Here is a 23,107-nt window from a genome sequence, read left to right as displayed (position 1 = left end):
GCCCTTCATATTCGCGCAGTGTCGCGTAAAACGTAAGTCCCGAAGCCCGGAACGGAGGTCCCAATGATCAAGATCGGCGAAACGGCGCCTGATTTCACCCTTCCCCGCACCGATAACGGCAGCGGATCGAACATGCTGACGCTTTCGGCGCTGCGCCCCGCGCCGGTGGTGCTTTACTTCTACCCCAAGGACGACACGCCCGGATGCACCACCGAGGCGCTGGATTTCACCCGCCTTGCAGCTGAATTCGCGGCCGCCGGCGCGGTGGTGATCGGGATCTCGAAGGACAGCCCCGCCCGGCATGAGAAGTTCTGCGCCAAGCACGGGCTTGGGGTCATCCTTGTCTCCGATGAGGCCTCCGATACCTGCGAACGCTACGGCACCTGGGTCGAGAAGAACATGTATGGCCGCAGCTACATGGGGATCCAGCGCGCCACCGTGCTGATCGGGGCGGATGGCACCGTGGCGCAGGTCTGGCCGAAGGTGAAGGTCAAGGGCCATGCCGAAGAGGTGCTGGAGGCCGTGCGCACCCTGGGCTGAACCGCGCGCCTGGAAGGGCGCCCGAAGGTCGGCAGGAAACCGCGCATCACCCCGCGCTGCGGGCGCCCGATCGCCGCAGGCTGGCAAAACCGGTTGCGCGAAGGCGCCGCCGCTTGTTAAGCCCTTTTTCAAATCCGAAGGGTCGTCCGGGGGGGCGATGGTTCCGTGAACGCTTGCCGCCAGCGGAACATTGGCATGATCAACACAGGACACGCGGTTTGCCCAGACGCATTATCGATCGACTGAACACGGCGCTGGAGCGTCGCCTGCCCGAACAGCGGCTGTTTCTGAAATCCGCCACCACGACGCGCTTCGTTCGGCTGCGGCCGGTCACGCAGGCGACGGCGTTGCTGGTCGGGGCGGTCGTTTTCGGCTGGTCGGTGATTGCGACCTCGCTTCTGTTCATCGACGGCATCAGCTCGGGGTCCGCGCGCGATCAGGCGGCCATCGCCCAGGCCGCGTTCGAGCGCCGACTCGACAGCCTGTCGCGCGAACGCGACAATCGTGCTGCCGAAGCACTTGCCGCCCAGAACCGCTTTCAGCTTGCGCTGGAGCAGGTATCGCAGATGCAGTCCACACTTCTGGACAGCGAAGAGCGCCGGCGCGAACTGGAGACCGGCATCAAGGTGATCCAGTCTACCCTGCGCCGCACCATGGCCGAACGCGACACCGCACGCGAAGAGGCCGCGAGCGTCCTGGCCGAGGCGCAGTCGAACGGCAATGGCACGCCCACCGCGATGTCGCGCGCCTCCGACATGGCCCAAACCGTCGATTTCCTGACAGCGACTTTGGGCGATACCGCCCGACAGCGTGACGACATGCGCGTGGCCGCCGATCAGGCGCGCAGCGAGGCGGATGAGATCACGCTGGAAAAACGCCTTCTGGAACAGCGCAACGACGAGATCTTCACCACGCTGGAAGGCGCCGTGACGGTGTCGATGGCGCCGCTGGACAAGATGTTCAAGGCCGCCGGCATGAACCCCGACGATATCCTGTCGCAGGTGCGGCGCGGCTATTCCGGCTCGGGCGGCCCGCTGATGCCCGTCGCGCTGTCCAGCAAGGGGCGCGCCGCGCTGACCCATGACGAAGAGCGCGCCAACAGCATCCTGAGCAAGCTTGACGAGATGAACATGTATCGCATCGCCGTCGATCAGCTGCCCTTCGCGCTGCCGGTGAAGTCGAACTTCCGCTTCACCTCTCCGTTCGGCTATCGCTGGGGTCGCCTGCATGCGGGCGTCGATCTGGCGGGGCCGGTGGGCACGCCAATCCATGCGCCGGCCGACGGCCGGGTGATCAAGGCGGGCTGGGAATCGGGCTATGGCAACATGATCCGCGTGCAACATGACTTCGGCATCATCACCGTCTACGGCCACCTGTCCAAAATCCACGTGAAGCAGGGCCAAAAGATCTCGCGCGGGGATCGGATCGGTGATATGGGCAATACCGGTCGGTCCACAGGACCGCATCTGCACTATGAAATCCGGGTGGGCGGTTCACCCATCAACCCGATGACCTTCATCAAGGCGGCAAAAGATGTTTTCTAAAAGCAGGATCAACGAACCGGGCCCCAAAGCCACAGCCGAGACCGAAAAATCCAAGTCCACCGACATGGTGGCGCCCAAGCCTGCGGGCGACTATGTTCCCACGACGCCGCGTGTGAAGCCGGCAGCCTCTGTCCTGTCGTCGGACCTGACGGTGACGGGCAACATCAAGACCACCGGCGACATTCAGGTCGAGGGCGTGGTCGAAGGCGATATCCGCGCGCATCTTCTGACGGTCGGCGAAAGCGCCACCATCAAGGGCGAGATCGTGGCGGACGATGTCGTGGTCAACGGCCGTGTCGTCGGCCGCGTGCGCGGCCTCAAGGTGCGCCTGACCTCCTCGGCCCGGGTCGAGGGCGACATCATCCACAAGACCATCGCCATTGAATCGGGCGCGCATTTCGAAGGCTCGGTCCAGCGTCAGGACGATCCGCTGTCGAACGGCCAGGGCACGCCGAAACTGGCCCCGCCGAGCGCGTCGGACGACTGATCGCCAGAAGGCGCACCCGTTCCCATGATGAAAGGGCAGCCCCGCGGCTGCCCTTTTCGTTTTCGTCCCGGTTGCCGCCCGCTCAGGCCGTCAGGCGGCGATACATGTGCCAGCTTGCATGGCCCAGAACCGGCAGGATGACGAAAAGGCCAAGGAACAGCGGCAGCATCCCCAGAAACAGGAACCCGGCAATCACCGCCCCCCAGATCAGCAGCGTGACCGGATTGCCCAGCACCGCCTGGACAGAGGTGATGATAGCGGTGATGAAATCCACCTCGCGCTCCAGCAGGAGCGGCAGGCCCACCACGGTAAAGGCGAACAGCGCAAGCGCGAAGCCCGCCCCGATCAGGCTTCCGACAATGAGCATGAGCGGGCCGTTCCCCTCAAGCAGCACGCCGGGCGACGAGGTGATGTTGGTCAGCGCCGAAAGCCCCATGAAAAGCGCGAAGGTGGTATGCGCGACGAACACCCAGAACATGAACATCAGCAGGATCACCATCGCCATCGAGGGTAGCTGGCGGTCCTTTTGGGCGAAGACAACGCCCAGAACCTCGCGCCAATACAATGGTTCCCCGACTTCGATGCGGCGGCTGACCTCGTAAAGGCCGATCGCGGCGAAGGGCGCCAGAAGCGGAAACCCAAGGATGAAGGGGATCAGCCACCATTCCTGCCCCGCTGCCGAGAACACCATCCAGAAGGTGATGCCGCCTGCCACATAGACCGCCGAAAAGAAGATGCCGAAGGCCGGCGCACGCAGGAAATCGCGCAGCCCGGCGCGCAGGACCTCGGGAATATCCGAAACCGAAACCTGCCGGATGGTGGGCAGGGGCGATGGCCCGCTGTCCTCGATATTGCTCATGCTGTTCTCCCCTGTTTCGGGAAGGCTAGACGGCGGGTGCCGGGCAGAGCAACAAAATTGTTGGCGCCAGAGGTGAAGATCCTAGTCTTCGGCCTGCGCATCTGCGCGCGACTTGCCCGCCACATCCAGCGCCAGCGTGGCCGCCATGAACCCGTCCAGATCGCCATCCAGAACGCCCTGCGTGTCCGATGTCTCGTATCCGGTGCGCAGGTCCTTGACCATCTGATAGGGTTGCAGGACGTAGGAACGGATCTGGTTGCCCCAGCCCGCATCGCCCTTGCTTTCATGCGCCGCGTTGATCGCCGCATTTCGCTTGTCGAGTTCAAGCTGGTAAAGCCGCGAGCGCAGCGCGTTCATCGCGATCTCGCGGTTCTGGTGCTGCGACTTCATCGAGCTGGTGACCACGATATTCGTGGGCAGGTGGGTGATCCGCACTGCCGAGTCGGTGGTGTTGACGTGCTGGCCGCCTGCACCCGAAGACCGGTAGGTGTCGATCCGGATGTCCGAGGCGGGGATCTCGATCTCGATATTGTCGTCGACCACCGGATAGACCCAGACCGAGCAGAACGAGGTATGCCGCCGCGCCGCGCTGTCATAGGGCGAAATCCGCACCAGGCGATGCACGCCCGATTCCGATTTCAGCCAGCCATAGGCATTGGGCCCCGAGATCTTGTAGGAGGCCGACTTGATCCCGGCCTCTTCGCCCGCGCTTTCCGATTGCAACTCGACCTTGTAGCCCTTCTTCTCGGCCCAACGCACATACATGCGCGCCAGCATCGAGGCCCAGTCGCAGCTTTCCGTGCCGCCCGCCCCGGCGTTGATCTCAAGGAAGGTATCGTTGCCGTCCGCCTCGCCGTCCAAAAGCGCCTCCAGCTCTTTGGCGGCCGAGAATTCGCGCAGCTCCTTCAGTGCCTTCTCGGCCTCCGAGACGATCTCGTCATCGCCCTCCATCTCGCCCAGTTCGATCAGTTCGACATTGTCGGTCAGCTCGCGGTCGATCTTGCGATAGGTCTCGACCTTGTCCATCAGCATCTGCCGCTCGCGCATCAGCTTTTGCGCGCGTGCGGGGTCGGACCACAGATCCCCGTCCTCGATCATGGCGTTGAATTCCTCAAGCCGGTGCGGGGCGGTCTCCCAATCCATCCGTTGGGCCAGAAGGGTCAGGGATTTGCGGATCGCATCGACGGAGTTCTGCGTCTCGGCGCGCATGACGGGGTTCCTCTTGCAGGTATTGGCGGCCCTGATACAGGCTTGGGCGGCGGCGGGCAAGCACCCGCGCCCCCTGCCCGGCCATGCGCGTGATCAGTAAAGCCCGCCCGAGCTGACCGTTCCGAAATCGGCCTTCTTCGGGATGATCCGGGTCTGCCCGGTCGAGGTGGTGATCGCCGTGCCGCCATTGTCGCTTTCGCCCTGCGCGAAAAGCGGCAGGTTCTGGCCCATGCCGAAGCCGCCATCGACCATCATGCCAAAGCCGAACATGTCGCCCTGCCCCTCGCGCAGGTATTCGGTGATGACGTAATCGCCCGCCGCGTCATCGGGCAGCCGCTCGCCGGTGAAACGGTTCATCTTCACCCAATAACCACCCTCGGGCACCCGGAACTTGGAGCCGCCATATTCCTTCACCGCCTGCTGCATGAAGGCATTGAAGACCGGAACGCACAGCGTGCCGCCATAGGCATGCGAGCCGAGGCTGCGCGGCTGGTCGAAGCCCATGTAGCACCCCGCGACGATATTCGAGGTATAGCCGATGAACCACACGTCCTTGGCGTCGTTCGTGGTGCCGGTCTTGCCCGCCACCGGAACCGGCAGGTTCACCCCCTTGCCCGAACCGCGCTGCACCACGCCTTCCATCATCGAGGTGAGCTGATAGGCCGTGATCGCATCCATCACCCGCTCGCGGTTCGACACGATATGCGGTTCCTGCCCCGGCGCGATCGCGGGATCGGCACAATCCTCGCAGACGCGCTGGTCGTGGCGGTAGATCGTCTTGCCCCAGCGGTCCTGCACGCGGTCGACCAGCGTGGGCTCCACCCGCTCGCCGCCATTGGCGAACATCGCATAGGCCGCAACCATCTGGAACATCGTGGTTTCCTGCGCGCCAAGCGCATTGGCCAGGAACGCGTTCATCGGATGATAGACGCCGAAACGCTCGGCATAGCCGGCAACCGTTTCCATCCCGATCTCTTGCGCGATCCGCACCGTCATGAGGTTCCGCGACTGTTCGATCCCGGTGCGCAGGGGCGTCGGCCCGTAGAACTTGTTCGAGGCGTTCTTCGGCCGCCACAGGCCCTGCGGCGTGTTCACCTCGATCGGGGCGTCGACGACGATGGTGGCGGGCGAAAAGCCCGAATCAAGCGCGGCCGCATAGACGAAGGGCTTGAAGGACGAGCCCGGCTGACGCATCGCCTGCGTGGTGCGGTTGAACACCGAGGACTGATACGAGAACCCGCCCTGCATCGCAATCACCCGCCCGGTATTGACGTCCATCGCCATGAACGAGCCCTGGACCTCGGGCACCTGCCGCAGGGACCAGCGCATGAAAGAGCCATCGGCATCCCTCGTCACGGCCCGCACCAGAACCACATCCCCGACCTCCAGCAGGTCCGAGGCGCGCCGCGCCTTCGATCCAAGCCGGCCGTCCTCCTGACGCTTGCGCGCCCAGGTGACATCCTCGGCCGGGATCCAGTGGCCGTCTTCGTCCTCTTCGATGCCTTCGATCCCGATGCGGGCATCGTTCTCGCCAAGCGCCAGCACCACGGCCGGGTGCCAGCCCGGCACGTCGCGCGGCGCCTTGTCGGTGGGCACCTCGGCCAGGGCCGCGCGCCAGGAACGCTCGTCGCCCAGCTGGTCCGCGGCGATCTTCGTGCCGCGCGTGCCGCGCCAGATCCCCTGTCCGCGGTCGTAATTCTCAAGCGCGTCCTGCAACACCTTCGCGGCCTGATCCTGCATCGAGGGGTTGACCGTCGCGCGGATCGTCAGGCCGCCGCCGAAGAATTCCTCTTGCCCGAAGGTCTTGGACAGCTGGCGGCGGATCTCGTCGGTGAAATAGTCGCGCGGCGGCAGCGCCTGGCGGAAGGGCGCGTAATCGCCGTTCTGCACCGATTTCACGGGCAAGAGCCGCTCGGACTGATAGGTCTCTTCGCTGATATAGCCGTTCTGCCACATCTCGCGCAGCACATAGTTGCGCCGGCCCTGCAGCTTTTCCATGTTCCGCACGGGGTGGAAATTCGACGGCGCCGCGGGCATCGCGGCAAGGGTCGCGGCCTCATGCGGGACCAGTTCGGCCAGCGTCTTGTTGAAATAGGTCTGCGCCGCGGCCGCCACCCCGTAAGAGTTCTGCCCCAGGAAGATCTCGTTGAGGTAAAGTTCAAGGATCTTGTCCTTGCTCAGCGATTCCTCAAGCCGGGTGGCAAGGATCAGTTCCTTGATCTTGCGCTCGACCGAGCGGTCCGAGGACAGAAGGAAGTTCTTCATCACCTGCTGCGTGATGGTCGAGGCGCCGCGCAGATCGCGCCCGCCCGATTTCACCGCATCCAGAAGGGCGGCCACCATGCCGCGCGCATCATAGCCGCGATGGATGTAGAAGTTCTTGTCCTCGGCCGAGATGAAGGCGTTCTTGACCAGATCGGGCACATCCCCGATCGGCACGAAAAGGCGGCGCTCCTCGGCGAATTCGTCGATCAGGCGCCCCTCGCCGTTATAGATCCGGCTGATCGTCTTGGGGGTGTATTGCGACAGCTGCTCGTGGCTGGGCAGGTTGCGCGAATACATCCAGAAAATCGCGCCAAGCGTCAGCGCACCGAAAAACAGCGCGGTGACGATCCACGAGAACAGGCCCCCGATCGAAGACAGGACAAAACGGATCAACGGTCAACTCCATGGGCCCCTTATGGCCCGAACCACCCGGCTATAACGCGCGCGCGCGGATGCGTCAAAACAACTTGGCGTCAGGCTGCGGCCTCTTGCCGAAGCCGCGCAGCTACTGGCGCAGCAGGCGCGCCTCGGCCGCGTCGGCCTGGCCCCAGCTTTGCACCCCCCGCACGATGGCCGCGGCCATGCGCGCGCGCCATTGCGGATCGTTCAGGCGGTCGCGGTCAGCCTCGGAGGACATGAAGCCCAGCTCCAGCAGGATCGAGGGGATATCGGGCGATTTCAGCACCGAGAAATTTGCCCCCTGCACCGGATGCTTGTGCATCTTCAGGCCCTCGGCCTTGATCGCCCCCGCCAGGACCTGCGCCATCCGGACGGCGCGGGGCTGCGTTTCCGTGCGCGCCAGATCCATCAGCACCGAGGCCACCGCATCGTCATGCCCCTCAAGGTCGACGCCGGCCAGAAGATCGGCCCGATCATGGCGTTCGGCAAGCGCCTGCGAGGCGCTGTCCGAGGCCTCTTCGTCCAGCAGATAGACCGTGGCCCCCGTCGCCACCCCCTCGGCAAGCGCATCGGCATGCAACGACAGGAACAGATCCGCCCCAGCCGCGCGCGCCACCGTGATGCGCGTCTCAAGCGGCACGAACACGTCCTCTTCGCGGGTCATGAAAACCCGGATGCCGGCGCGGGTCAGCGCCTCTTTCAGCTCGCGCGCGAAGGTCAGCACCAGCACCGCCTCGCTCAGCACGCCGGCCTCGGCGCCGGGGTCGATGCCGCCATGGCCGGGATCAAGGACGACCAGCAGCGGCGCCTCGCCGTTCTGGCGGCGCTTGGGCGGGTCCACCACGGCGGGCTGCGGCAGATCCCACAGCGCCGATTGCGCGGCCCCCTCGCGGGCGACGAAATCGCGTGGCGCGACGGTTTCCAGAACCACGCGGATCGCGGGCTGCCCGCCGGTCTTCTGTTCGGCCGAAACGATGCGCTGCGGCCCCGACAGCTCGGCCACAAGCCGCGACCAGCCGGGCCGGAACGGCCCCCAGCGCAGCGAAGCGACCGCCCCCGAAAGGCCAAGCGCGTCGGGGCGCAGGCCGGAAAAATCGACCTCGCGGAAATCCACGACAAGGCGCGGCGGCTGATCCAGTAGATAGCTGCGGAAGGCCACCGGCTGGCTCAGCCCCAGCGTGACCTCGGTCCTGTCGCCCTGCGCCGCGACGGCCGAGCGCGCGGGGTCCAGCCGCGCAAGCGCCGACAGATCCTGCGCGCGCGGCGCGCCGGGAAGGACCAGCGCCAGCCCAAGAAGCAGCGCCACCGAAAGGATCGTCAGGATATGCCGTTTCATGCCCGCCTCTTTTTGCGCGCCAGTATAGGGCGCGGCGGCGGCCGGGGAAACCGTCATCCGCGCGCGGCCATGAAGGCGCGCAGCCGCGCCAGCCCCTCGGCGATGTCGGCGGTGGCACGGGCATAGGAAAACCGCAGGCTGCGCGCGCCGCGATGCGGGTCGAAATCCAGCCCCGGCGTCACCGCGACCCCGGCTTTCTCGAGGATCTCGGCGGCAAAGGCGCGGCTGTCTTCGGTCAGCTCCGAGACATCGGCATAGATGTAGAAGGCCCCGTCGGGCGGCGCGATCTTCGAGAACCCCGCCTCGGGCAGGCCAGCCAGCATCAGGCGGCGGTTCTCGGCATAGACCGCGCGGTTCGCCTCCAGCTCGTCGATGCAGTCCAGCGCGGCAAGTGCGGCGATCTGGCTGGCATGGGGCGGGCAGATGAACATGTTCTGCGCCAGCCGCTCGACGGTGCGGACGTGATTCTCGGGCACCACCATCCAGCCCACGCGCCAGCCCGTCATCGAGAAATACTTGGAGAAGGAGTTGACCACATAGGCCGCGTCCGAGATTTCCAGCGCGCTGATTGCGCGGTGTTCGTAATGCAGCCCATGATAGATCTCGTCCGAGACGAAGGCGAGGCCGCGCGCCTCGGCCGCCGCCATCAGCGCGGCCAGCTCGGGCCGGCCCAGCATCGTGCCCGAGGGGTTTCCGGGCGAGGCCACGATCAGCCCCTGCACATCCTGCGGGATCTCTTCGGGGCGCGGCTGGAAGCGGTTTTCGGCCTGCGTCCGGATCGCCACCGGCTCGATCGACATGGCGCGCAGGATCTGGCGATAGCTGGGATAGCCCGGCTCGCCCAGGGCCACGCGGTCGCCCGCATCGAAAAGCGCCGCGAAGCCCAGAAGGAACGCCCCCGACGAGCCAGAGGTGACGATGACCCGCGCAGGGTCCAGATCGACGCCATACCAGCGCGCGTAAAGCGCCGCGATTCCCTGCCGCAGCGCAGGCAGGCCAAGCGCCACGGTATAGCCAAGCGGATCGCCCTCCAGCGCGCGCGCCAATGCCGCCCGCGCGCCCTGCGGGGCGGGGGTCGAGGGCTGGCCCACCTCCATGTGGATGATGTGGCGCCCGGCGGCCTCGGCGGCGCGCGCGGCCTCCATCACATCCATCACAATGAAGGGATCAACCTGTCCGCGGCTTGAGAAACGCATCGTTTCCTCCGTATTCTCTGCGTGAACGCGGATAGGCCCAAGGGCGGGCAAGGTCAAGAAAGCCGCACCCCCGAAGGCTTGCGCTTGGCCCGCCAAACCGCGATGCTCCGCCCCGAAGCCGTCCGGCACGGACAAGACACCGCCCAGACAGGGCCAGAATGAACAGGAAGACCCGATGACCCGCACGCTGATCGCCGCGATGGCGCTGTCCACCGCCCTTCTGACCGGCCCCGCCTCGGCCTTCGATCTTTCCGCCATGAGCCCGGCCGAAAAGGACGCCTTCGGCGCCGCCGTCAAGGATTACCTGATGGAGAACCCGCAGGTTCTGGTCGAGGCGATCGGCGTTCTGGAACAACGCCAGGCCGAGGCCGAGGCCGAGAATGACAAGGTTCTGGTCCAGACCAATGCCGAGGACATCTTCAACGACGGCCATTCCTGGGTGGGCGGCAATCCCGATGGCGACGTGACCGTGGTCGAATTCATGGATTACCGCTGCTCTTACTGCCGCAAGGCCTATGACGAGGTCGAGGCGCTGCTGGAATCGGACGGCAATATCCGCTTCGTCGTGAAGGAGTTCCCGATCCTCGGCCAGCAATCCGACCTGTCGGCGCGTTTCGCGGTGGCGGTGAAACAGCTTGGCGGGGACGAGGTCTACAGCAAGGCACATGACGCGCTGATCGACTTCCGCGGCGACATCACGCTTGAAAGCCTGACCCGGCTTGCCGGTGATCTGGGGCTGGATGCCGAGGCGGTGATGAAGCGCATGAACGAGGAAGAGGTGACGGCCGTGCTGCGCGCCAATCACCAGCTGGCCGAACGGATGCGCATCTCGGGCACGCCGGCCTTCGTGATCGGCGGGGATCTGCTGCGCGGCTACGCCCCCGAGGCAACGATGCAGAAAATGGTCGACGATCAGCGCGGCTGACCGCCGATCCGGTGCCGGGGCCCCCGCGGGCCCCACGAAGAAAGGGGCCTCGATGGCCCCTTTTTTCGTTCGCCCCTTCCGGCAGGATCTATTCGGCGGCGTCGGGCGCGGCCTCGAGCGTGGCGGCACGCTCTTCGACCAGTTGCACGATGTGGTCGATCATCTCGGCATTGGTCATCTTGTGGCTTTGCTTGCCCGCCAGATAGACCATGCCCGACCCGGCCCCGCCGCCGGTAAAGCCGATATCGGTCATCAGCGCCTCGCCCGGCCCATTCACCACGCAGCCGATGATCGACAGGCTCATCGGCGTCTTGATATGCTCCAGGCGCTTTTCCAGCGCCTCGACCGTCTTGATCACGTCAAAACCCTGCCGCGCGCAGGACGGGCACGAGATGATCTGCACCCCGCGCGTGCGCAGGCCAAGCGACTTGAGGATCTCGAAGCCCACCTTCACCTCTTCGGAGGGATCGGCCGACAGGCTGACGCGGATCGTGTCGCCGATCCCCATCCATAAAAGGTTGCCCAGCCCGATCGCCGATTTCACCGTGCCCGAAATCAGCCCTCCCGCCTCGGTGATGCCCAGGTGGATCGGCGCGTCGGTCGCCTCGGCCAGGGCCTGATAGGCGGCCGCCGAAAGGAACACGTCAGAGGCTTTCACCGAGATTTTGAACTCGTGAAAATCGTTGTCCTGCAACAGCTTGATGTGGTCGAGCCCGGATTCGACCATCGCGTCGGGGCACGGCTCACCGTATTTCTCAAGAAGGTGCTTTTCCAGGCTGCCCGCATTGACCCCGATGCGGATCGAGCAGCCATGGTCGCGCGCGGCCTTCACCACCTCCTTGACGCGCCGGGCATCGCCGATATTGCCGGGGTTGATGCGCAGGCAGGCCGCGCCCGCCTCGGCCGCCTCGATGGCGCGTTTGTAATGGAAATGGATATCCGCCACGATCGGAACCGGGCTTTCGCGCACGATCTCGCGCAGCGCGGCGGTCGCGCTTTCGTCGGGCGTCGAGACCCGCACGATATCGGCCCCCGCATCGGCGGCGCGGATCACCTGCGCCAGCGTGGCGCGCACGTCCGAGCTGTCGGTATTCGTCATCGTCTGCACCGAAATCGGCGCATCGCCCCCCACCGGCACATTGCCCACCATGATCTGGCGCGACTTGCGCCGGTAGATGTTGCGCCACGGGCGAACGGGGTTGAGAGACATGGGAACTCCCTCCGGTTGGGTCCGGGTCACAGATAGGTCAGCATTGGGGAAAGGACAACAGCCGCTTACTGCCCGGCCTCGGGCGGAAGCACCGCCGCCGCGCCCGCATCGGCCACCGCGACGAATTGCGCCAGATCCTGATCCTGCGTCAGATCCGCAACCGCATAGCTTTCCGACAGCGCCTCGGGCGACAGAACGATGTTCTTCGTCACGGCACCGCGATCGCCCGCCGGGCCATGCGCCACGCCGTTCACCGCGAAATAGATCGCGCCCGATTCGCCCGTGCGCAGTACCGGCGGCTCCTCAAGCTTGGGCAGCGCGAAACGCTCGCCCGCATCCATGACCTTCTCGACGATCACGCTGCCGTCGCTGGCGCGCACCCGCACCCAGGACGGGCGCACGGCCAGAATCTCGACCTCGGGGGCGTCGGCGCCAAGCGTGCGCACCACGCTGCCGTCGGGCTGGGCGTCCTCGGCCTGAACGGCCGTGTCATTGGCGGCCATCTCGACCGTGTCATCGGCGAAAGCGCCCGCACGGCGCGGGTCGATGGCCGAGATCGGGCCGTCGCGCGCCACCAGAACCGGGGTTTCAAGTGCCGCAGGACGATAGATGCGGTCCAGCGCCTCGGGCGTGGGCAGGTCGGGCAACACGTCGCGCCCGGCCGAAGCCACGGCCACGGGCGCCACAGATTGCAGCGGGTCAAGCTCGGCCACGACGCCGGGGGTCTGGTCGACGGGGGCAAGCTGCACGCGCTGCACCTCTTGCAGGACGGTCCAGCCACCATATCCCAAGGCACCCGCCAGAACCGCCAGCACCATGAGGGAGCCGATAGCACGCGGTTCGATCTTGGCCCAGAACGCCTCGGTCCGGGGAACGAAGCTGGCATTGGGGTTGGCAAGCGCCTCGGCCACATCGGCGGGGCGGCGCTGCGGTTTAGGCCCCGAGGCGGCGGGCGCCATGCCATGGGTCGGCGCAAAACCGGCCTCGGAGCAGAAGCGGCTGAACGCCCAGTCCGGGTCCATTCCCAGGTAGCGCGCATAGGAGCGCACATAGCCCGCGATGAAGGAAGGGGTCTCGAACGCCGCGACATCGGCGCTTTCGATCGCGGCGATATAGGCCGCCTTGATGCGCAATTCGCGCTGCACATCCAGAAGCGATTTAGACAAGGTTGCGCGTTCGCCACGCATGACGTCCCCAAGGCGCAACTCGAAATCGTCAAAGCCTTTCGGCTTATCCGTTTCCTCCGTCGAAGGCATCGCCTTCCGCCCGATCATGCGCCTGTCCCTGCCCCAATAGCTATAGATAGTCGATTCGGGGGATTGCTCCCCCGAAAATTACCGTCTTCCTATCACAAGGTGATGAGCAGTGCACCCGCAGAAAAAGCGTCAGGCACTCGCTTCGGCACGATTCAGCGCACAGCGCGACCAGAGGCTGTCCATTGCGCGCACAAGATGATCGACCTGCCCCAGATCATGCACCGGAGAGGGCGTGAAACGCAGCCGTTCGGTCCCGCGTGGAACGGTGGGGAAGTTGATCGGCTGGACATAGACGCCGAACTCTTCCAGCAGCATGTCCGACAGCGCCTTGGTATGCACCGGATCGCCGATGACCACCGGAACGATATGGCTGCTATGGTCGATGATCGGCATGCCAAGCGCCTTGAGACGCATCTTGAGGACCTTCGCGTGCAGCTGTTGCGCATCGCGCAGCTTCTGCCCCTCGGCGGTTTTCAGGAAGGCGATCGAGGCCGCCGCCCCCGCGGCGACAACCGGCGGAAGCGAGGTGGTGAAGATGAAGCCCGGCGCGTAAGAGCGCACTGCATCCACCATCCGCGCGGAGGCCGCGATATAGCCGCCGAACACGCCAAAGGCCTTGCCGAGCGTGCCGTTGAAAATGTCGATCCGGTCCATCTCGCCCAGCTTCTCGGCGATGCCGGCACCGCGCGGGCCATACATGCCCACCGCATGCACCTCATCAAGATAGGTCAGCGCGTTGAATTCCTTGGCCAGATCGCAGATCTCGGTGATCGGGCCGAAATCGCCGTCCATCGAATAGACCGACTCGAAAGCGATCAGCTTCGGCGCGGCCGGGTCGTCGGCGGCCAGAAGCTCGCGTAGATGGGCCACGTCATTGTGGCGGAACACACGTTTGGCCCCGCCATTGCGGCGAATCCCCTCGATCATCGAGGCGTGGTTCAGCTCGTCCGAATAGATGATGAGACCGGGAAACAGCTTGGGCAGCGTGCTCAGCGTCGCGTCATTGGCGATATAGGCCGAGGAAAAGACCAGCGCGGCCTCCTTGCCATGCAGGTCGGCCAGCTCGGCCTCAAGCCGCTTGTGATAGGCCGTCGTGCCCGAGATGTTGCGCGTGCCGCCCGAACCGGCGCCCGTTGCATCCAGCGCTTCGTGCATCGCGGCAAGGACCACCGGGTTCTGCCCCATGCCAAGATAGTCGTTGCCGCACCAGACGGTGATATCCTTCTTCGTCCCGTCGGCCTTGTTCCAGACGGCCTTGGGGAAAGCGCCCTTCGCACGCTCGATATCGATGAAGGTGCGGTAACGCCCCTCCTCGTGCAGCTTGCCAATCGCCATGTCGAGTGCGTGGTCGTAGTTCATATCCGTTTCCCTCGCCAAGTTCGCTGGGGTAAGCCATACCGGCCCATGTCGCGCCGGGCCTTGATAAAGGTCAAACTACGACAATGGGAGGGTAAAAAATGTCGCGTCTTGCATCGAAATGCAAACATTCATTTTTCGCGATTTGTTGCCCACCTCCGGATTCCCGCTGCCCGGCTGCTGGACAGTGCCTGCCCGGCTGATACTCTCCGCCCGAAAAACCGGAGATGACGATGACCCTGGACGCTACCCTCGCCCGCGTGGATCAAACCCTTCCGCAAGCGCTCGACCGCCTTGTCGAATTGCTGCGCATCCCCTCGATCTCGACCGATCCGGCCTATCGGGAAGATTGCGCCCGCAGCGCGGAATGGCTTGTCAACGAGCTGAATTCACTTAGCTTTACCGCCTCTGCCCGGCCCACGAAGGGGCACCCCATGGTCGTGGCGCGCCACGAAGGCCCCGGCCGCCACATCCTGTTTTACGGCCATTACGACGTGCAGCCGGTCGACCCGCTGTCGCAATGGCACCGCGACCCGTTCGATCCCGCCCTCGAGGATACGCCGAACGGCAAGGTGATCCGCGGCCGCGGCTCCTCGGACGACAAGGGCCAGCTGATGACCTTCATCGAGGCCTGCCGCGCATGGAAGGCCGAACATGGCACCCTGCCGGGCAACCTCACGATCTTTCTCGAGGGCGAAGAGGAATCGGGCTCGCCCTCGCTCATCCCCTTCCTGAAGGAAAACGCGGCCGAACTCACCGCCGATATCGCGCTGATCTGCGACACCTCGATGGTCTCGCCCGGCGTGCCCTCGATCGCGGGGCAGCTGCGCGGCATGCTGAAGGAAGAATTCACCCTGCACGGCCCCCGGATCGACCTGCATTCGGGCCATTACGGCGGCCCCGCGCTCAACCCGCTGCGCGAAATCTCGCATCTCATCGCCTCGCTGCACGACGACCAGGGCCGCGTCGCGGTCGCGGGCTTCTATGACGGCGTCCACGAGGTGCCCGAACCGCTCCGGCAGCAATGGGAAAGCTGCGGCTTCAACGAGGCCGACTATCTCGGCAGCGTCGGCATGAGCATCCCGCATGGCGAAAAGGGTTATTCCACGCTCGAACAGCAATGGGCGCGCCCGACGCTGGAAATCAACGGGCTCTGGGGCGGCTACCAGGGGGCGGGCTCGAAAACCGTGATCCCGGCCGAGGCGCATTGCAAGATCACCTGCCGCCTCGTCGGCGACATGGACCCCGCCGATATCCGCCGCAAGCTGCGCGCCCATCTCGAGGCCCGCCTGCCCACCGATGCCCGCATCAGCTGGGACAGCGACCTCGACGGCGCCCCGGCTGCGGTGATGAACACCGACCGCCCCGAATTCGAAGCGGCCCGCAAGGCGCTCTCCGACGAATGGCAGCGCGAAGCGGTGATCGTCGGCATGGGCGGCTCGATCCCGATCGCCTATTACTTCAAGTCGATCCTCGGCATGGACGCGCTCCTGATCGGCTTCGCCAATGACGACGACGCGATCCACTCCCCGAACGAGAAATACGACCTGCGCTCCTTCCACAAGGGAATCCGCAGCTGGGTGCGCGTGCTCGACCGGATCGCGGGCTGACCCCCGCGCGCCCTTTCATCTTCGTGGAAATATCCCGGGGGGAATGGCCGCAGGCCATGGGGGGCAGCGCCCCCCTCCCCGCTCACAGCACCATGTCGTCGCGGTGCAGAAGCGCCGCCCGGCCCGGATAGCCCAGGATCTGCATGATCTCGGCCGAGTGGTGCCCGGCAATCGCGCGCGCCTCGGCCGCGGTATAGCGCACCAGCCCCTTGCCAAGCGCCGCGCCGTCCGGGCCCAGGATCGACACCGGATCGCCCCGCCCGAAGCTGCCATTCACCCGCACCACACCGGCAGGCAACAGCGACTTGCCGCGCTGAAGGGCCTGAACGGCCCCCGCATCCACCACGACCTCGCCGCGCGGCTTCATCGCCGCGATCCAGCGCTTGCGCGCCACCTGCGGATCGCCCTCGGGCAGGAACCATGTGCAGTCGGCCCCCTCGGACAGCGCGCGCAGCGGGCGCGGGACGGACCCCTCCATGATCGCCATGGCGCAGCCGCCCGCGACCGCGGTCTTTGCGGCCAGAAGCTTGGTCTTCATCCCGCCCTTCGACAGCCCCGAGATCGGATCACCCGCCATCGCCTCGATCGCCGGGGTGATCCGCTCGACCAGATCGAAGCGCGTGGCCGACGGGTCCTCTTTCGGATTGGCCGAATAGAACCCATCCACATCCGACAGCAGCACCAGCTGGTCGGCCCCGATCGTCACCGCGATCTGCGCGGCCAGCCGGTCGTTATCCCCAAAGCGGATCTCGTCGGTGGCCACGGTGTCGTTCTCGTTCACGATCGGCACGACGCCAAGCGACAGAAGCGTCTCCATCGTGGCGCGGCTGTTCAGATAGCGCCGCCGATCCGAGGTATCCTCAAGCGTGACCAGAACCTGCGCGGTCGTCACGCCATGGGGCGCAAGCGCCTCTTCATAGGCGCGCGCAAGGCGGATCTGCCCCACCGCCGCGGCCGCCTGCGATTGCTCCAGCGCCAGAACGCCGCCCGGCAGGTCCAGCACACGCCGCCCAAGCGCGATCGAACCCGAAGAGACCAGGACCACATCCGTGCCCCGCGCCCGCGCGGCCGCCACGTCCTCGGCCAGGGCGCGCAGCCAGTCGACGCGCAGCCCCTGCGGCCCCACCAGCAATGCCGATCCGATCTTGACCACCAGCCGCCGTGCGGCAATGACCTGCGGGCGCATGCCTGCCGCCCGCGCCGGTGTCACGGTTGCCACGGCGCGGCCCCCCCGGTATCGCGGCGATCCTCGGAAATCTCGGCCCAAAGCGCGCGCAAGACCTCGGGCACGCCCTTGCGCGACACCCCCGACATCAGCAGGACCGGCCCGCCCGAGGCCTTTTCCAGCGCCTGCTTGCGCGCCGACAGGGTTTTCGCGTCCAGCGCGTCGATCTTGTTTAGCGCGGTGATCCGGGGCTTGGCGAACAGCGCCTCGGAATAGGCCTCAAGCTCGGCCACGATGGTGCGGTAATCCTTCGTGATCGTCGACGAGGTGCCATCGACCAGATGCAGCAGCACCGCGCAACGCTCCACATGCCCCAGGAACTGATCGCCAAGGCCGCGCCCCTCCGAGGCGCCCTCGATCAGGCCCGGAATATCGGCCATCACGAATTCCTTGCCGTCCACGCCCACCACGCCAAGGTTCGGCACCAGCGTCGTGAAGGGATAATCCGCAATCTTGGGCCGTGCATTCGACACGGCGGCAAGAAAGGTCGACTTGCCGGCATTGGGCAGCCCCACAAGCCCCGCATCCGCGATCAGCTTCAGCCGAAGCCAGATCGTCCGCTCGACCCCTTCCTGCCCCGGATTGGCCCGCGAGGGCGCGCGGTTCGTGGCCGATTTGAACCGCAGGTTGCCCCAGCCGCCATTGCCGCCGCGCGCCAGCAGGACCTTCTGGCCCACCTCGGTCAGGTCGGCGATGACGGTCTCTTCGTCCTCGTCGATGATCTCGGTGCCCACCGGCACTTTCAGAACGATATCATCGCCGTCCTTGCCGGTGCACTGGCTGCCCATGCCGTGCTGGCCGGACTTGGCGAAGAAATGCTGCTGATAGCGAAAGTCGATAAGCGTGTTCAGCCCCTCGACCGCCTCGGCCCAGACCGAGCCGCCCTTGCCGCCGTCACCGCCATCCGGCCCGCCGAATTCGATGAACTTCTCGCGCCGGAAGGACACGCAGCCCGCCCCGCCGCCGCCCGAGCGGATATAGACTTTGGCAAGGTCGAGGAATTTCATGACATTCGCCTTCAAGGTTGCAAGGCCCCGCGATAGTGCCTGCCGCGCCATTGTTCAAGAGAAATGCCCCCGAAACCGCCCTGCGGGCGCCCGCTTTCAGGGGCGGTGACAGGTCCAGACCGGATGCGGCGCGGGGCGCTGTGCGGAATGCCCCTCGGCGGTGCCGCCGCGCGAAAACCCCGCCTTTTCCAGGATCCGGGCCGAGGCGGGGTTATCGGTGAAGACATCCGCACTAAGCCCCGACAGCGCGAAATACGCGACGACCCGGTCGCAAAATGCGCTGACCGCCTCTTGCATCAGGCCCTGCCCGGCCTCGGCGGGATCAAGGAAATAGAAGATCGGCGGGGCCGCCCCCCGGCCCAGTCCGACCGAGCCGATGAAGCGCCCCTCGCGCCGGATCGCAAGGCGGAAGGGCGGCGCGCCGGTCCAGCGCCAGTCATGCACGAAGGCGCGCGCGGCCCGCATGCTCCAGTCGGCGGGAAAGAGAAACAGCATCCGCCCCACCTCTGGGCGGGTGACTATGCGCCGGAAGGGCGCGGCATCGCCGGGCTGCAACGGATCGAGCCGCAGGCGCGGCGTGTCGATCACCAGCGGATTGGCCTTGGCGAAATCCGCGCGCGACAGCACCGCCGCGCGCTGCCCGCCGGCCCCGGACGCGCCCCCGTCACGGAACCCCAGCTTTTGCAGGACCCGGGCCGAGGCATGATTGTCCGCCAGATGATGCGTGACCAGCCCCGCCGCCTCGGGATCGGCGAAATGCGCATCCAGGACCGCGCGCAGCGCCTCGGTCATGAACCCGCGCCCCTGCGCCTGCGGCACGATCCAGTAGCCAGGCTGCGGATCAAGCGTCACCAGCCCGATCATCGCGCCCTCATGCTCGATCGCCCAACGCCGGCCGGGCCAGTCCTGCGGAAGATAGGCACGGAAATCCTCGGCCGTGTAGGCATGCGCAAGATCGGGCACGGCGGCCCGCATCGCGCCATCACCAAGCGCGGCCACGCAGACCGCCTCGTCCGAGGCGCAAAGCGGCCGCAGCTCCAGCCGCGCCGTCCGAAGGATGGCCCGGCCGGTCATGCGCGCTCAGGCCATCTTCTTCAGGTAGGTCCAGGTCGGCACGCGCGCGCCGCGCGCCACCGACCAGCTTTCCGCATCGCCCAGATATTCGAAGCCCGCATTGGTCAGGACACGGGCCGAACCGGGATTGTCCTGAAACACCTCGGCCATCAGCGTGCGCGCCTGATGCGGGTTCTCCGCGACCAGCGCCTGCACCGCCTCGGAGGCGAAGCCCGTATTCCAGAAACCGGGGCCGACCCAGAACCCCACCTCGGACTGGTCCGGCTCGATCCGCGTCAGCGACACGACGCCCAGCACCTCGGCCAGCCCGTGGGCCGAGCCGTCCAGCGCCCAGACATCCTCGATGCGGTTCTCGGCAAGCGCGCGGGCGATATAGCCCTCGGTCGCGCCGGGGGGCAGCGGATGGGGGATCGCGCGCGTCCCCTCGGCCACGCGCCGGTCGGCGGTATACATCGCGATCAGCCCGGCATCGGATTTGCGCAACGGGCGCAGGATGAACCGCTCGGCCTCGATCACCGGCTGCGGGGTAATCTGTTCTTGATACATGCCTTCCCTCCTCGAAGCGCATGGCGCCCCCTTTTCAACGGGGCTTACCTCTGAAATTGGGCGAAGGGATGACAATACCAACCCCCAGGCCTTGAAAAATTCGTGTCCGGCCGGTCTGCCCGTTCGGCGGTCTGCCCGTTCGGCGCGCGGCAAAAGGAAAGGGGACCGGCCTTTCAGCCGATCCCCCTTTTTTCGTCCGGGTCTGGTTCGGCTTACTCGGCCGCCTCCGCAACAGGGAGAACCGAGATGAAAGTGCGGCCCTTGAGTCCCTTGCGGAACGATACACGGCCCTCGGCAACCGAGAAGATGGTATGGTCACGGCCCATCATGACGCCTTCGCCCGGCCACCACTGGGTGCCGCGCTGACGCACGATGATGTTGCCCGGAATGGCGGCCTGGCCACCAAAGAGCTTCACGCCAAGGCGACGACCGGCCGAGTCGCGGCCGTTGCGGGAAGAACCGCCTGCTTTCTTGTGTGCCATGGGGGATTACTCCTTCGCTTCAGCGGCTTTTTTCGTCGCGCGCTTCGGTTTCTCGGCGGCGTCGGCCTTGGCCGGGGCCTCGGCCTTCGCGGCTTTCGGCTTGGCTGCTTTCTTCGGGGCTTCGGCCTTCACGGCCTCGCCGCCATGCGCGGCGCGGCGCGCAAGCGCGGTGCCGACGGCTTCGCGCACATCCGTCTTGTCGCCGCCCGAGGCCAGAACCTCGGTCACGCGCACCAGCGTCAGTTTCTGACGGTGGCCACGGGTGCGCTGCGACGAATGCTTCCGGCGGCGCTTGTGATAGGTGATGACCTTGTCGGCCTTGATGTTGTCGATGACTTCGGCCTGAACCGCCGCACCTTTGACGAAAGGCGCGCCAACGGTAAGCTTGTCACCGCCGACCATCAGAATTTCGTTGAACTGGACTTTGTCGCCAGCTTCGGCCGCAATCAGTTCCACGCGCAGCACGTCGCCCGCCTGAACCTTGTATTGCTTGCCGCCCGTCTTGAGGACCGCGAACATGGGTCATTCCTTCGTATTGGCCGCGCCCTGTGGCACCTTGCGGTTTTCCGGGTTTCCCCGCCTCGGACAGCGCGCCCCGTTCGGGGCGAGATTGAAAATGCATTCCCGGCGGAAAGTCGGACCTTCCGCCGGGTTGGGCGTATATCGTGGATCGGGCCTGCGCTGTCAAGCGCAATCGCGGGCGCGCCGGGGCCTAGCTTGCGGCCTTTTCCTCAAGCTCCAGCCATTCTTCTTCGGCGGCCGACAGCGTGGCCTGCCGCTCGGCCAGCATCTCGGTGGCCTTGGCGAATTTGGCGGGCGCGCGCGTGAAAAGATCGGGCTCGGAAAGCAGCTCCGACAGCTTGCCGATCTCGAATTCCAGCTTCTCGATGATACCGGGCAAGGCCTCGAGCCGGTGCTTCTCGGTAAAGCTCAGCCCCGGCTTGCGCGGGGCCTCCTTCGCCGTGGCGGGTTTCGGCGTGCCGGGCTTCTTCGGGGCGGGGCTGGCGGTCTCGGGGGGGGCGCTCAGCGCCCTTTGCGCCTGATAATCGCTCCAGCCGCCGGCATAGACGGTGGCGTGGCCATCGCCCTCCATGGCGATCGTGGTGCTGGCCACGCGGTCGATGAAATCGCGGTCGTGGCTGACCAGCAGCACGGTGCCGTCGTAATCGCCCAGGATGTCCTGCAACAGGTCCAGCGTCTCGACATCCAGATCGTTCGTCGGCTCGTCCAGCACCAGCAGGTTCGAGGGCTTCGCCATGATCCGCGCCAGCAACAGCCGCGCGCGCTCTCCCCCGGAAAGCGAGCCGATGGGCGCGCGGGCCTGGGCCTCGTCGAACAGGAAATCCTTCAGGTAGGCGACCACATGTTTCGGCACGCCCCGCACCATCACCTGATCCGACCGCCCCGAGACGCGCATGTCGGGATCGTTCACCATCCCGTCCCAAAGCGACATCGACAGATCGAGCGTGGCGCGCGCCTGATCGAACACCGCGATCTCAAGCTTGGTGCCAAGCGTGACGGTGCCCGCATCGGGGGCGATCTCTGCGGTCAGCATCTTCAGAAGCGTGGTCTTGCCCACACCATTCGGCCCGACAAAGGCCACGCGGTCGCCGCGCATCACGCGCAGGTCGAAATTGCGCACGATCTCCTTGTCGCCGAAGCGCTTGGACAGCCCCTTCGCCTCGATCACCCGGCGGCCCGACTGCGCGCCGCTGTCCAGTTCCATCGCGGCGGTGCCCTGGCGGCGGATCTGCCCGGCCCGTTCGGCGCGCATCGCCTCAAGCGCGCGCAGCCGGCCCTGATTGCGCTTGCGCCGCGCCGAGATCCCCTCGACCGCCCAACGCGCCTCGGCCTTGATCTTGCGATCAAGCTTGTGGCGCGCCTCGTCCTCTTCGGCCCAGACCTGTTCGCGCCATTCCTCGAAGGCGTCGAAGCCACGTTCGTTGCGCAGCGTGCGCCCCCGGTCGATCCACAGCGTGGCCCGCGTCAGCGCGCGCAGGAAGGCGCGGTCGTGGCTGATCAGCACGAAGGCCGTGCGGGTTTCGCGCAACTGCGCCTCAAGCCAGCCGATCGCCTGGATATCGAGGTGGTTCGTCGGCTCGTCGAGCAGCATCAGTTCCGGCGCCTCGGCCAACAGCTTGGCAAGCGCGGCGCGGCGCCGCTCGCCGCCCGAGGCGGTGGCGACAGGGGTTTCGGGGCGGAACTTCAGCCCCTCGGCCACCATCTCCACGCGGTAGCGATCCGCCTCTTCCAGCGCCGAGGCCGCGAAATCGCCAAGCGTGGCAAAGCCCGACAGGTCGGGCTCTTGCTCCATATAGCCCACGCGCACGCCCGGCGGCACGATGCGCTCTCCGTGGTCGGGCTCGACCAGCCCTGCCATGACCTTCATCAGCGTGGACTTGCCCGACCCGTTGCGCCCCACCAGCGCCAGCCGGTCGCCCGGCTGCACGACCAGATCGAGCCCGTCGAAAACGGGATTGCCGCCGAAGGTCAGCGAGATGCCGGAAAGCTGCAAAAGCGGTGCGCGTGCCATCCCGCCGAGCTATCCGGGCGCGTGCGCAAGGTCAACAGGCCACGCGCC

The 23,107-nt window shown here is 66.1% G+C and carries 19 protein-coding genes and 1 pseudogene; 5 read left to right on the top strand and 15 right to left on the bottom strand.

What is annotated here, in order from left to right:
• The first annotated feature begins 63 nt into the window (after positions 1 to 63).
• The 3 genes from AC4PTO_RS06260 to AC4PTO_RS06250 all read left to right on the top strand — a co-directional run bounded on the left by AC4PTO_RS06260 (position 64) and on the right by AC4PTO_RS06250 (position 2,571).
• Positions 64 to 540, top strand: a complete 477-nt coding sequence (locus AC4PTO_RS06260) for a peroxiredoxin (protein WP_492732871.1) — start codon at positions 64 to 66, stop codon at positions 538 to 540.
• A gap of 218 nt (positions 541 to 758) precedes the next feature.
• Positions 759 to 2,084 (top strand): DUF5930 domain-containing protein, encoded by a 1,326-nt coding sequence (locus AC4PTO_RS06255; RefSeq protein WP_492732870.1) that lies wholly within the window; start codon positions 759 to 761, stop codon positions 2,082 to 2,084.
• Positions 2,074 to 2,571 carry a bactofilin family protein gene (locus AC4PTO_RS06250; RefSeq protein WP_492732869.1) on the top strand — a complete coding sequence of 166 codons (498 nt, stop codon included), beginning with the start codon at positions 2,074 to 2,076 and terminating at the stop codon, positions 2,569 to 2,571. Before AC4PTO_RS06255 ends, AC4PTO_RS06250 begins: the two co-directional genes overlap by 11 nt.
• 82 nt (positions 2,572 to 2,653) lie before the next feature.
• On the opposite strand, the gene AC4PTO_RS06245 is transcribed toward AC4PTO_RS06250, so the two are convergent.
• The 5 genes from AC4PTO_RS06245 to AC4PTO_RS06225 form a co-directional block, all read right to left on the bottom strand.
• Complete coding sequence (locus AC4PTO_RS06245; protein WP_492732868.1) at positions 2,654 to 3,430, bottom strand: DUF2189 domain-containing protein; 777 nt, start codon at positions 3,428 to 3,430, stop codon at positions 2,654 to 2,656.
• Between the two features lie 81 nt (positions 3,431 to 3,511).
• Positions 3,512 to 4,639 carry a peptide chain release factor 2 gene (prfB, locus tag AC4PTO_RS06240; RefSeq protein ID WP_492732867.1) on the bottom strand — a complete coding sequence of 376 codons (1,128 nt, stop codon included), beginning with the start codon at positions 4,637 to 4,639 and terminating at the stop codon, positions 3,512 to 3,514.
• Between the two features lie 93 nt (positions 4,640 to 4,732).
• Positions 4,733 to 7,297, bottom strand: a complete 2,565-nt coding sequence (locus tag AC4PTO_RS06235; protein ID WP_492732866.1) for a penicillin-binding protein 1A — start codon at positions 7,295 to 7,297, stop codon at positions 4,733 to 4,735.
• 112 nt (positions 7,298 to 7,409) lie between these two features.
• Positions 7,410 to 8,639 carry an N-acetylmuramoyl-L-alanine amidase gene (locus AC4PTO_RS06230; protein ID WP_492732865.1) on the bottom strand — a complete coding sequence of 410 codons (1,230 nt, stop codon included), beginning with the start codon at positions 8,637 to 8,639 and terminating at the stop codon, positions 7,410 to 7,412.
• Positions 8,640 to 8,692: 53 nt separating this feature from the next.
• The gene (locus AC4PTO_RS06225) at positions 8,693 to 9,835 is read right to left on the bottom strand and encodes a pyridoxal phosphate-dependent aminotransferase (protein ID WP_492732864.1); all 1,143 of its coding nucleotides are present in this window, start codon (positions 9,833 to 9,835) and stop codon (positions 8,693 to 8,695) included.
• 175 nt (positions 9,836 to 10,010) lie between these two features.
• Between AC4PTO_RS06225 and AC4PTO_RS06220 the strand changes: the two genes are divergently transcribed.
• Positions 10,011 to 10,760, top strand: coding sequence for a DsbA family protein (locus AC4PTO_RS06220; protein WP_492732863.1), 750 nt, complete (start codon positions 10,011 to 10,013; stop codon positions 10,758 to 10,760).
• 88 nt (positions 10,761 to 10,848) lie between these two features.
• Here AC4PTO_RS06220 and ispG read toward each other — a convergent pair whose 3' ends face one another.
• From ispG to hemA, 3 genes are all read right to left on the bottom strand, one after another.
• Positions 10,849 to 11,970, bottom strand: coding sequence for a flavodoxin-dependent (E)-4-hydroxy-3-methylbut-2-enyl-diphosphate synthase (gene ispG / locus AC4PTO_RS06215; protein WP_492732862.1), 1,122 nt, complete (start codon positions 11,968 to 11,970; stop codon positions 10,849 to 10,851).
• 65 nt (positions 11,971 to 12,035) lie between these two features.
• Positions 12,036 to 13,244: a helix-turn-helix domain-containing protein gene (locus AC4PTO_RS06210; protein ID WP_492732861.1), complete on the bottom strand. Its 1,209-nt coding sequence runs from the start codon at positions 13,242 to 13,244 to the stop codon at positions 12,036 to 12,038.
• 111 nt (positions 13,245 to 13,355) lie between these two features.
• Complete coding sequence (gene hemA / locus AC4PTO_RS06205) at positions 13,356 to 14,585, bottom strand: 5-aminolevulinate synthase (RefSeq protein ID WP_492732860.1); 1,230 nt, start codon at positions 14,583 to 14,585, stop codon at positions 13,356 to 13,358.
• A 230-nt stretch (positions 14,586 to 14,815) separates the two neighbouring features.
• Between hemA and AC4PTO_RS06200 the strand changes: the two genes are divergently transcribed.
• Positions 14,816 to 16,192: a M20/M25/M40 family metallo-hydrolase gene (locus AC4PTO_RS06200; protein WP_492732859.1), complete on the top strand. Its 1,377-nt coding sequence runs from the start codon at positions 14,816 to 14,818 to the stop codon at positions 16,190 to 16,192.
• Positions 16,193 to 16,274: 82 nt separating this feature from the next.
• Here AC4PTO_RS06200 and proB read toward each other — a convergent pair whose 3' ends face one another.
• The 7 genes and pseudogenes from proB to AC4PTO_RS06165 form a co-directional block, all read right to left on the bottom strand.
• Positions 16,275 to 17,378 (bottom strand): glutamate 5-kinase, encoded by a 1,104-nt coding sequence (gene proB, locus AC4PTO_RS06195; RefSeq protein ID WP_492732858.1) that lies wholly within the window; start codon positions 17,376 to 17,378, stop codon positions 16,275 to 16,277.
• Between the two features lie 20 nt (positions 17,379 to 17,398).
• The gene (obgE, locus tag AC4PTO_RS06190; protein WP_492732857.1) at positions 17,399 to 18,424 is read right to left on the bottom strand and encodes a GTPase ObgE; all 1,026 of its coding nucleotides are present in this window, start codon (positions 18,422 to 18,424) and stop codon (positions 17,399 to 17,401) included.
• A 96-nt stretch (positions 18,425 to 18,520) separates the two neighbouring features.
• A complete protein-coding gene (locus AC4PTO_RS06185; RefSeq protein WP_492732856.1) occupies positions 18,521 to 19,498 on the bottom strand; it encodes a GNAT family N-acetyltransferase in 978 nt (325 codons plus the stop codon).
• A 6-nt stretch (positions 19,499 to 19,504) separates the two neighbouring features.
• Positions 19,505 to 20,044: a GNAT family N-acetyltransferase gene (locus AC4PTO_RS06180; RefSeq protein WP_492732855.1), complete on the bottom strand. Its 540-nt coding sequence runs from the start codon at positions 20,042 to 20,044 to the stop codon at positions 19,505 to 19,507.
• A gap of 212 nt (positions 20,045 to 20,256) precedes the next feature.
• Positions 20,257 to 20,526, bottom strand: a complete 270-nt coding sequence (gene rpmA, locus AC4PTO_RS06175) for a 50S ribosomal protein L27 (protein ID WP_492732854.1) — start codon at positions 20,524 to 20,526, stop codon at positions 20,257 to 20,259.
• Between the two features lie 132 nt (positions 20,527 to 20,658).
• Positions 20,659 to 21,045 (bottom strand): annotated as a pseudogene (rplU, locus tag AC4PTO_RS06170) (50S ribosomal protein L21); the annotation flags it as partial.
• A 193-nt stretch (positions 21,046 to 21,238) separates the two neighbouring features.
• A complete protein-coding gene (locus AC4PTO_RS06165) occupies positions 21,239 to 23,059 on the bottom strand; it encodes an ABC-F family ATP-binding cassette domain-containing protein (RefSeq protein ID WP_492732853.1) in 1,821 nt (606 codons plus the stop codon).
• Positions 23,060 to 23,107: the final 48 nt, after the last annotated feature.

The sequence above is a fragment of the Rhodobacter maritimus genome, assembly GCF_058747975.1.
The sequence above is the reverse complement of the archived record's forward strand: the minus strand, read 5'-3'. Positions and strand labels throughout refer to the sequence as shown.

Coding starts and splice junctions, on each gene's coding strand:
- AC4PTO_RS06260 (WP_492732871.1), top strand. CDS start 64: ATGATCAAGATCGGCGAAACGGCGCCTGATTTCACCCTTCCCCGCACC.
- AC4PTO_RS06250 (WP_492732869.1), top strand. CDS start 2,074: ATGTTTTCTAAAAGCAGGATCAACGAACCGGGCCCCAAAGCCACAGCC.
- AC4PTO_RS06245 (WP_492732868.1), bottom strand. CDS start 3,430: ATGAGCAATATCGAGGACAGCGGGCCATCGCCCCTGCCCACCATCCGG.
- prfB (WP_492732867.1), bottom strand. CDS start 4,639: ATGCGCGCCGAGACGCAGAACTCCGTCGATGCGATCCGCAAATCCCTG.
- AC4PTO_RS06230 (WP_492732865.1), bottom strand. CDS start 8,639: ATGAAACGGCATATCCTGACGATCCTTTCGGTGGCGCTGCTTCTTGGG.
- AC4PTO_RS06225 (WP_492732864.1), bottom strand. CDS start 9,835: ATGCGTTTCTCAAGCCGCGGACAGGTTGATCCCTTCATTGTGATGGAT.
- AC4PTO_RS06220 (WP_492732863.1), top strand. CDS start 10,011: ATGACCCGCACGCTGATCGCCGCGATGGCGCTGTCCACCGCCCTTCTG.
- ispG (WP_492732862.1), bottom strand. CDS start 11,970: ATGTCTCTCAACCCCGTTCGCCCGTGGCGCAACATCTACCGGCGCAAG.
- AC4PTO_RS06210 (WP_492732861.1), bottom strand. CDS start 13,244: ATGATCGGGCGGAAGGCGATGCCTTCGACGGAGGAAACGGATAAGCCG.
- hemA (WP_492732860.1), bottom strand. CDS start 14,585: ATGAACTACGACCACGCACTCGACATGGCGATTGGCAAGCTGCACGAG.
- AC4PTO_RS06200 (WP_492732859.1), top strand. CDS start 14,816: ATGACCCTGGACGCTACCCTCGCCCGCGTGGATCAAACCCTTCCGCAA.
- proB (WP_492732858.1), bottom strand. CDS start 17,378: ATGCGCCCGCAGGTCATTGCCGCACGGCGGCTGGTGGTCAAGATCGGA.
- obgE (WP_492732857.1), bottom strand. CDS start 18,424: ATGAAATTCCTCGACCTTGCCAAAGTCTATATCCGCTCGGGCGGCGGC.
- AC4PTO_RS06185 (WP_492732856.1), bottom strand. CDS start 19,498: ATGACCGGCCGGGCCATCCTTCGGACGGCGCGGCTGGAGCTGCGGCCG.
- AC4PTO_RS06180 (WP_492732855.1), bottom strand. CDS start 20,044: ATGTATCAAGAACAGATTACCCCGCAGCCGGTGATCGAGGCCGAGCGG.
- rpmA (WP_492732854.1), bottom strand. CDS start 20,526: ATGGCACACAAGAAAGCAGGCGGTTCTTCCCGCAACGGCCGCGACTCG.
- AC4PTO_RS06165 (WP_492732853.1), bottom strand. CDS start 23,059: ATGGCACGCGCACCGCTTTTGCAGCTTTCCGGCATCTCGCTGACCTTC.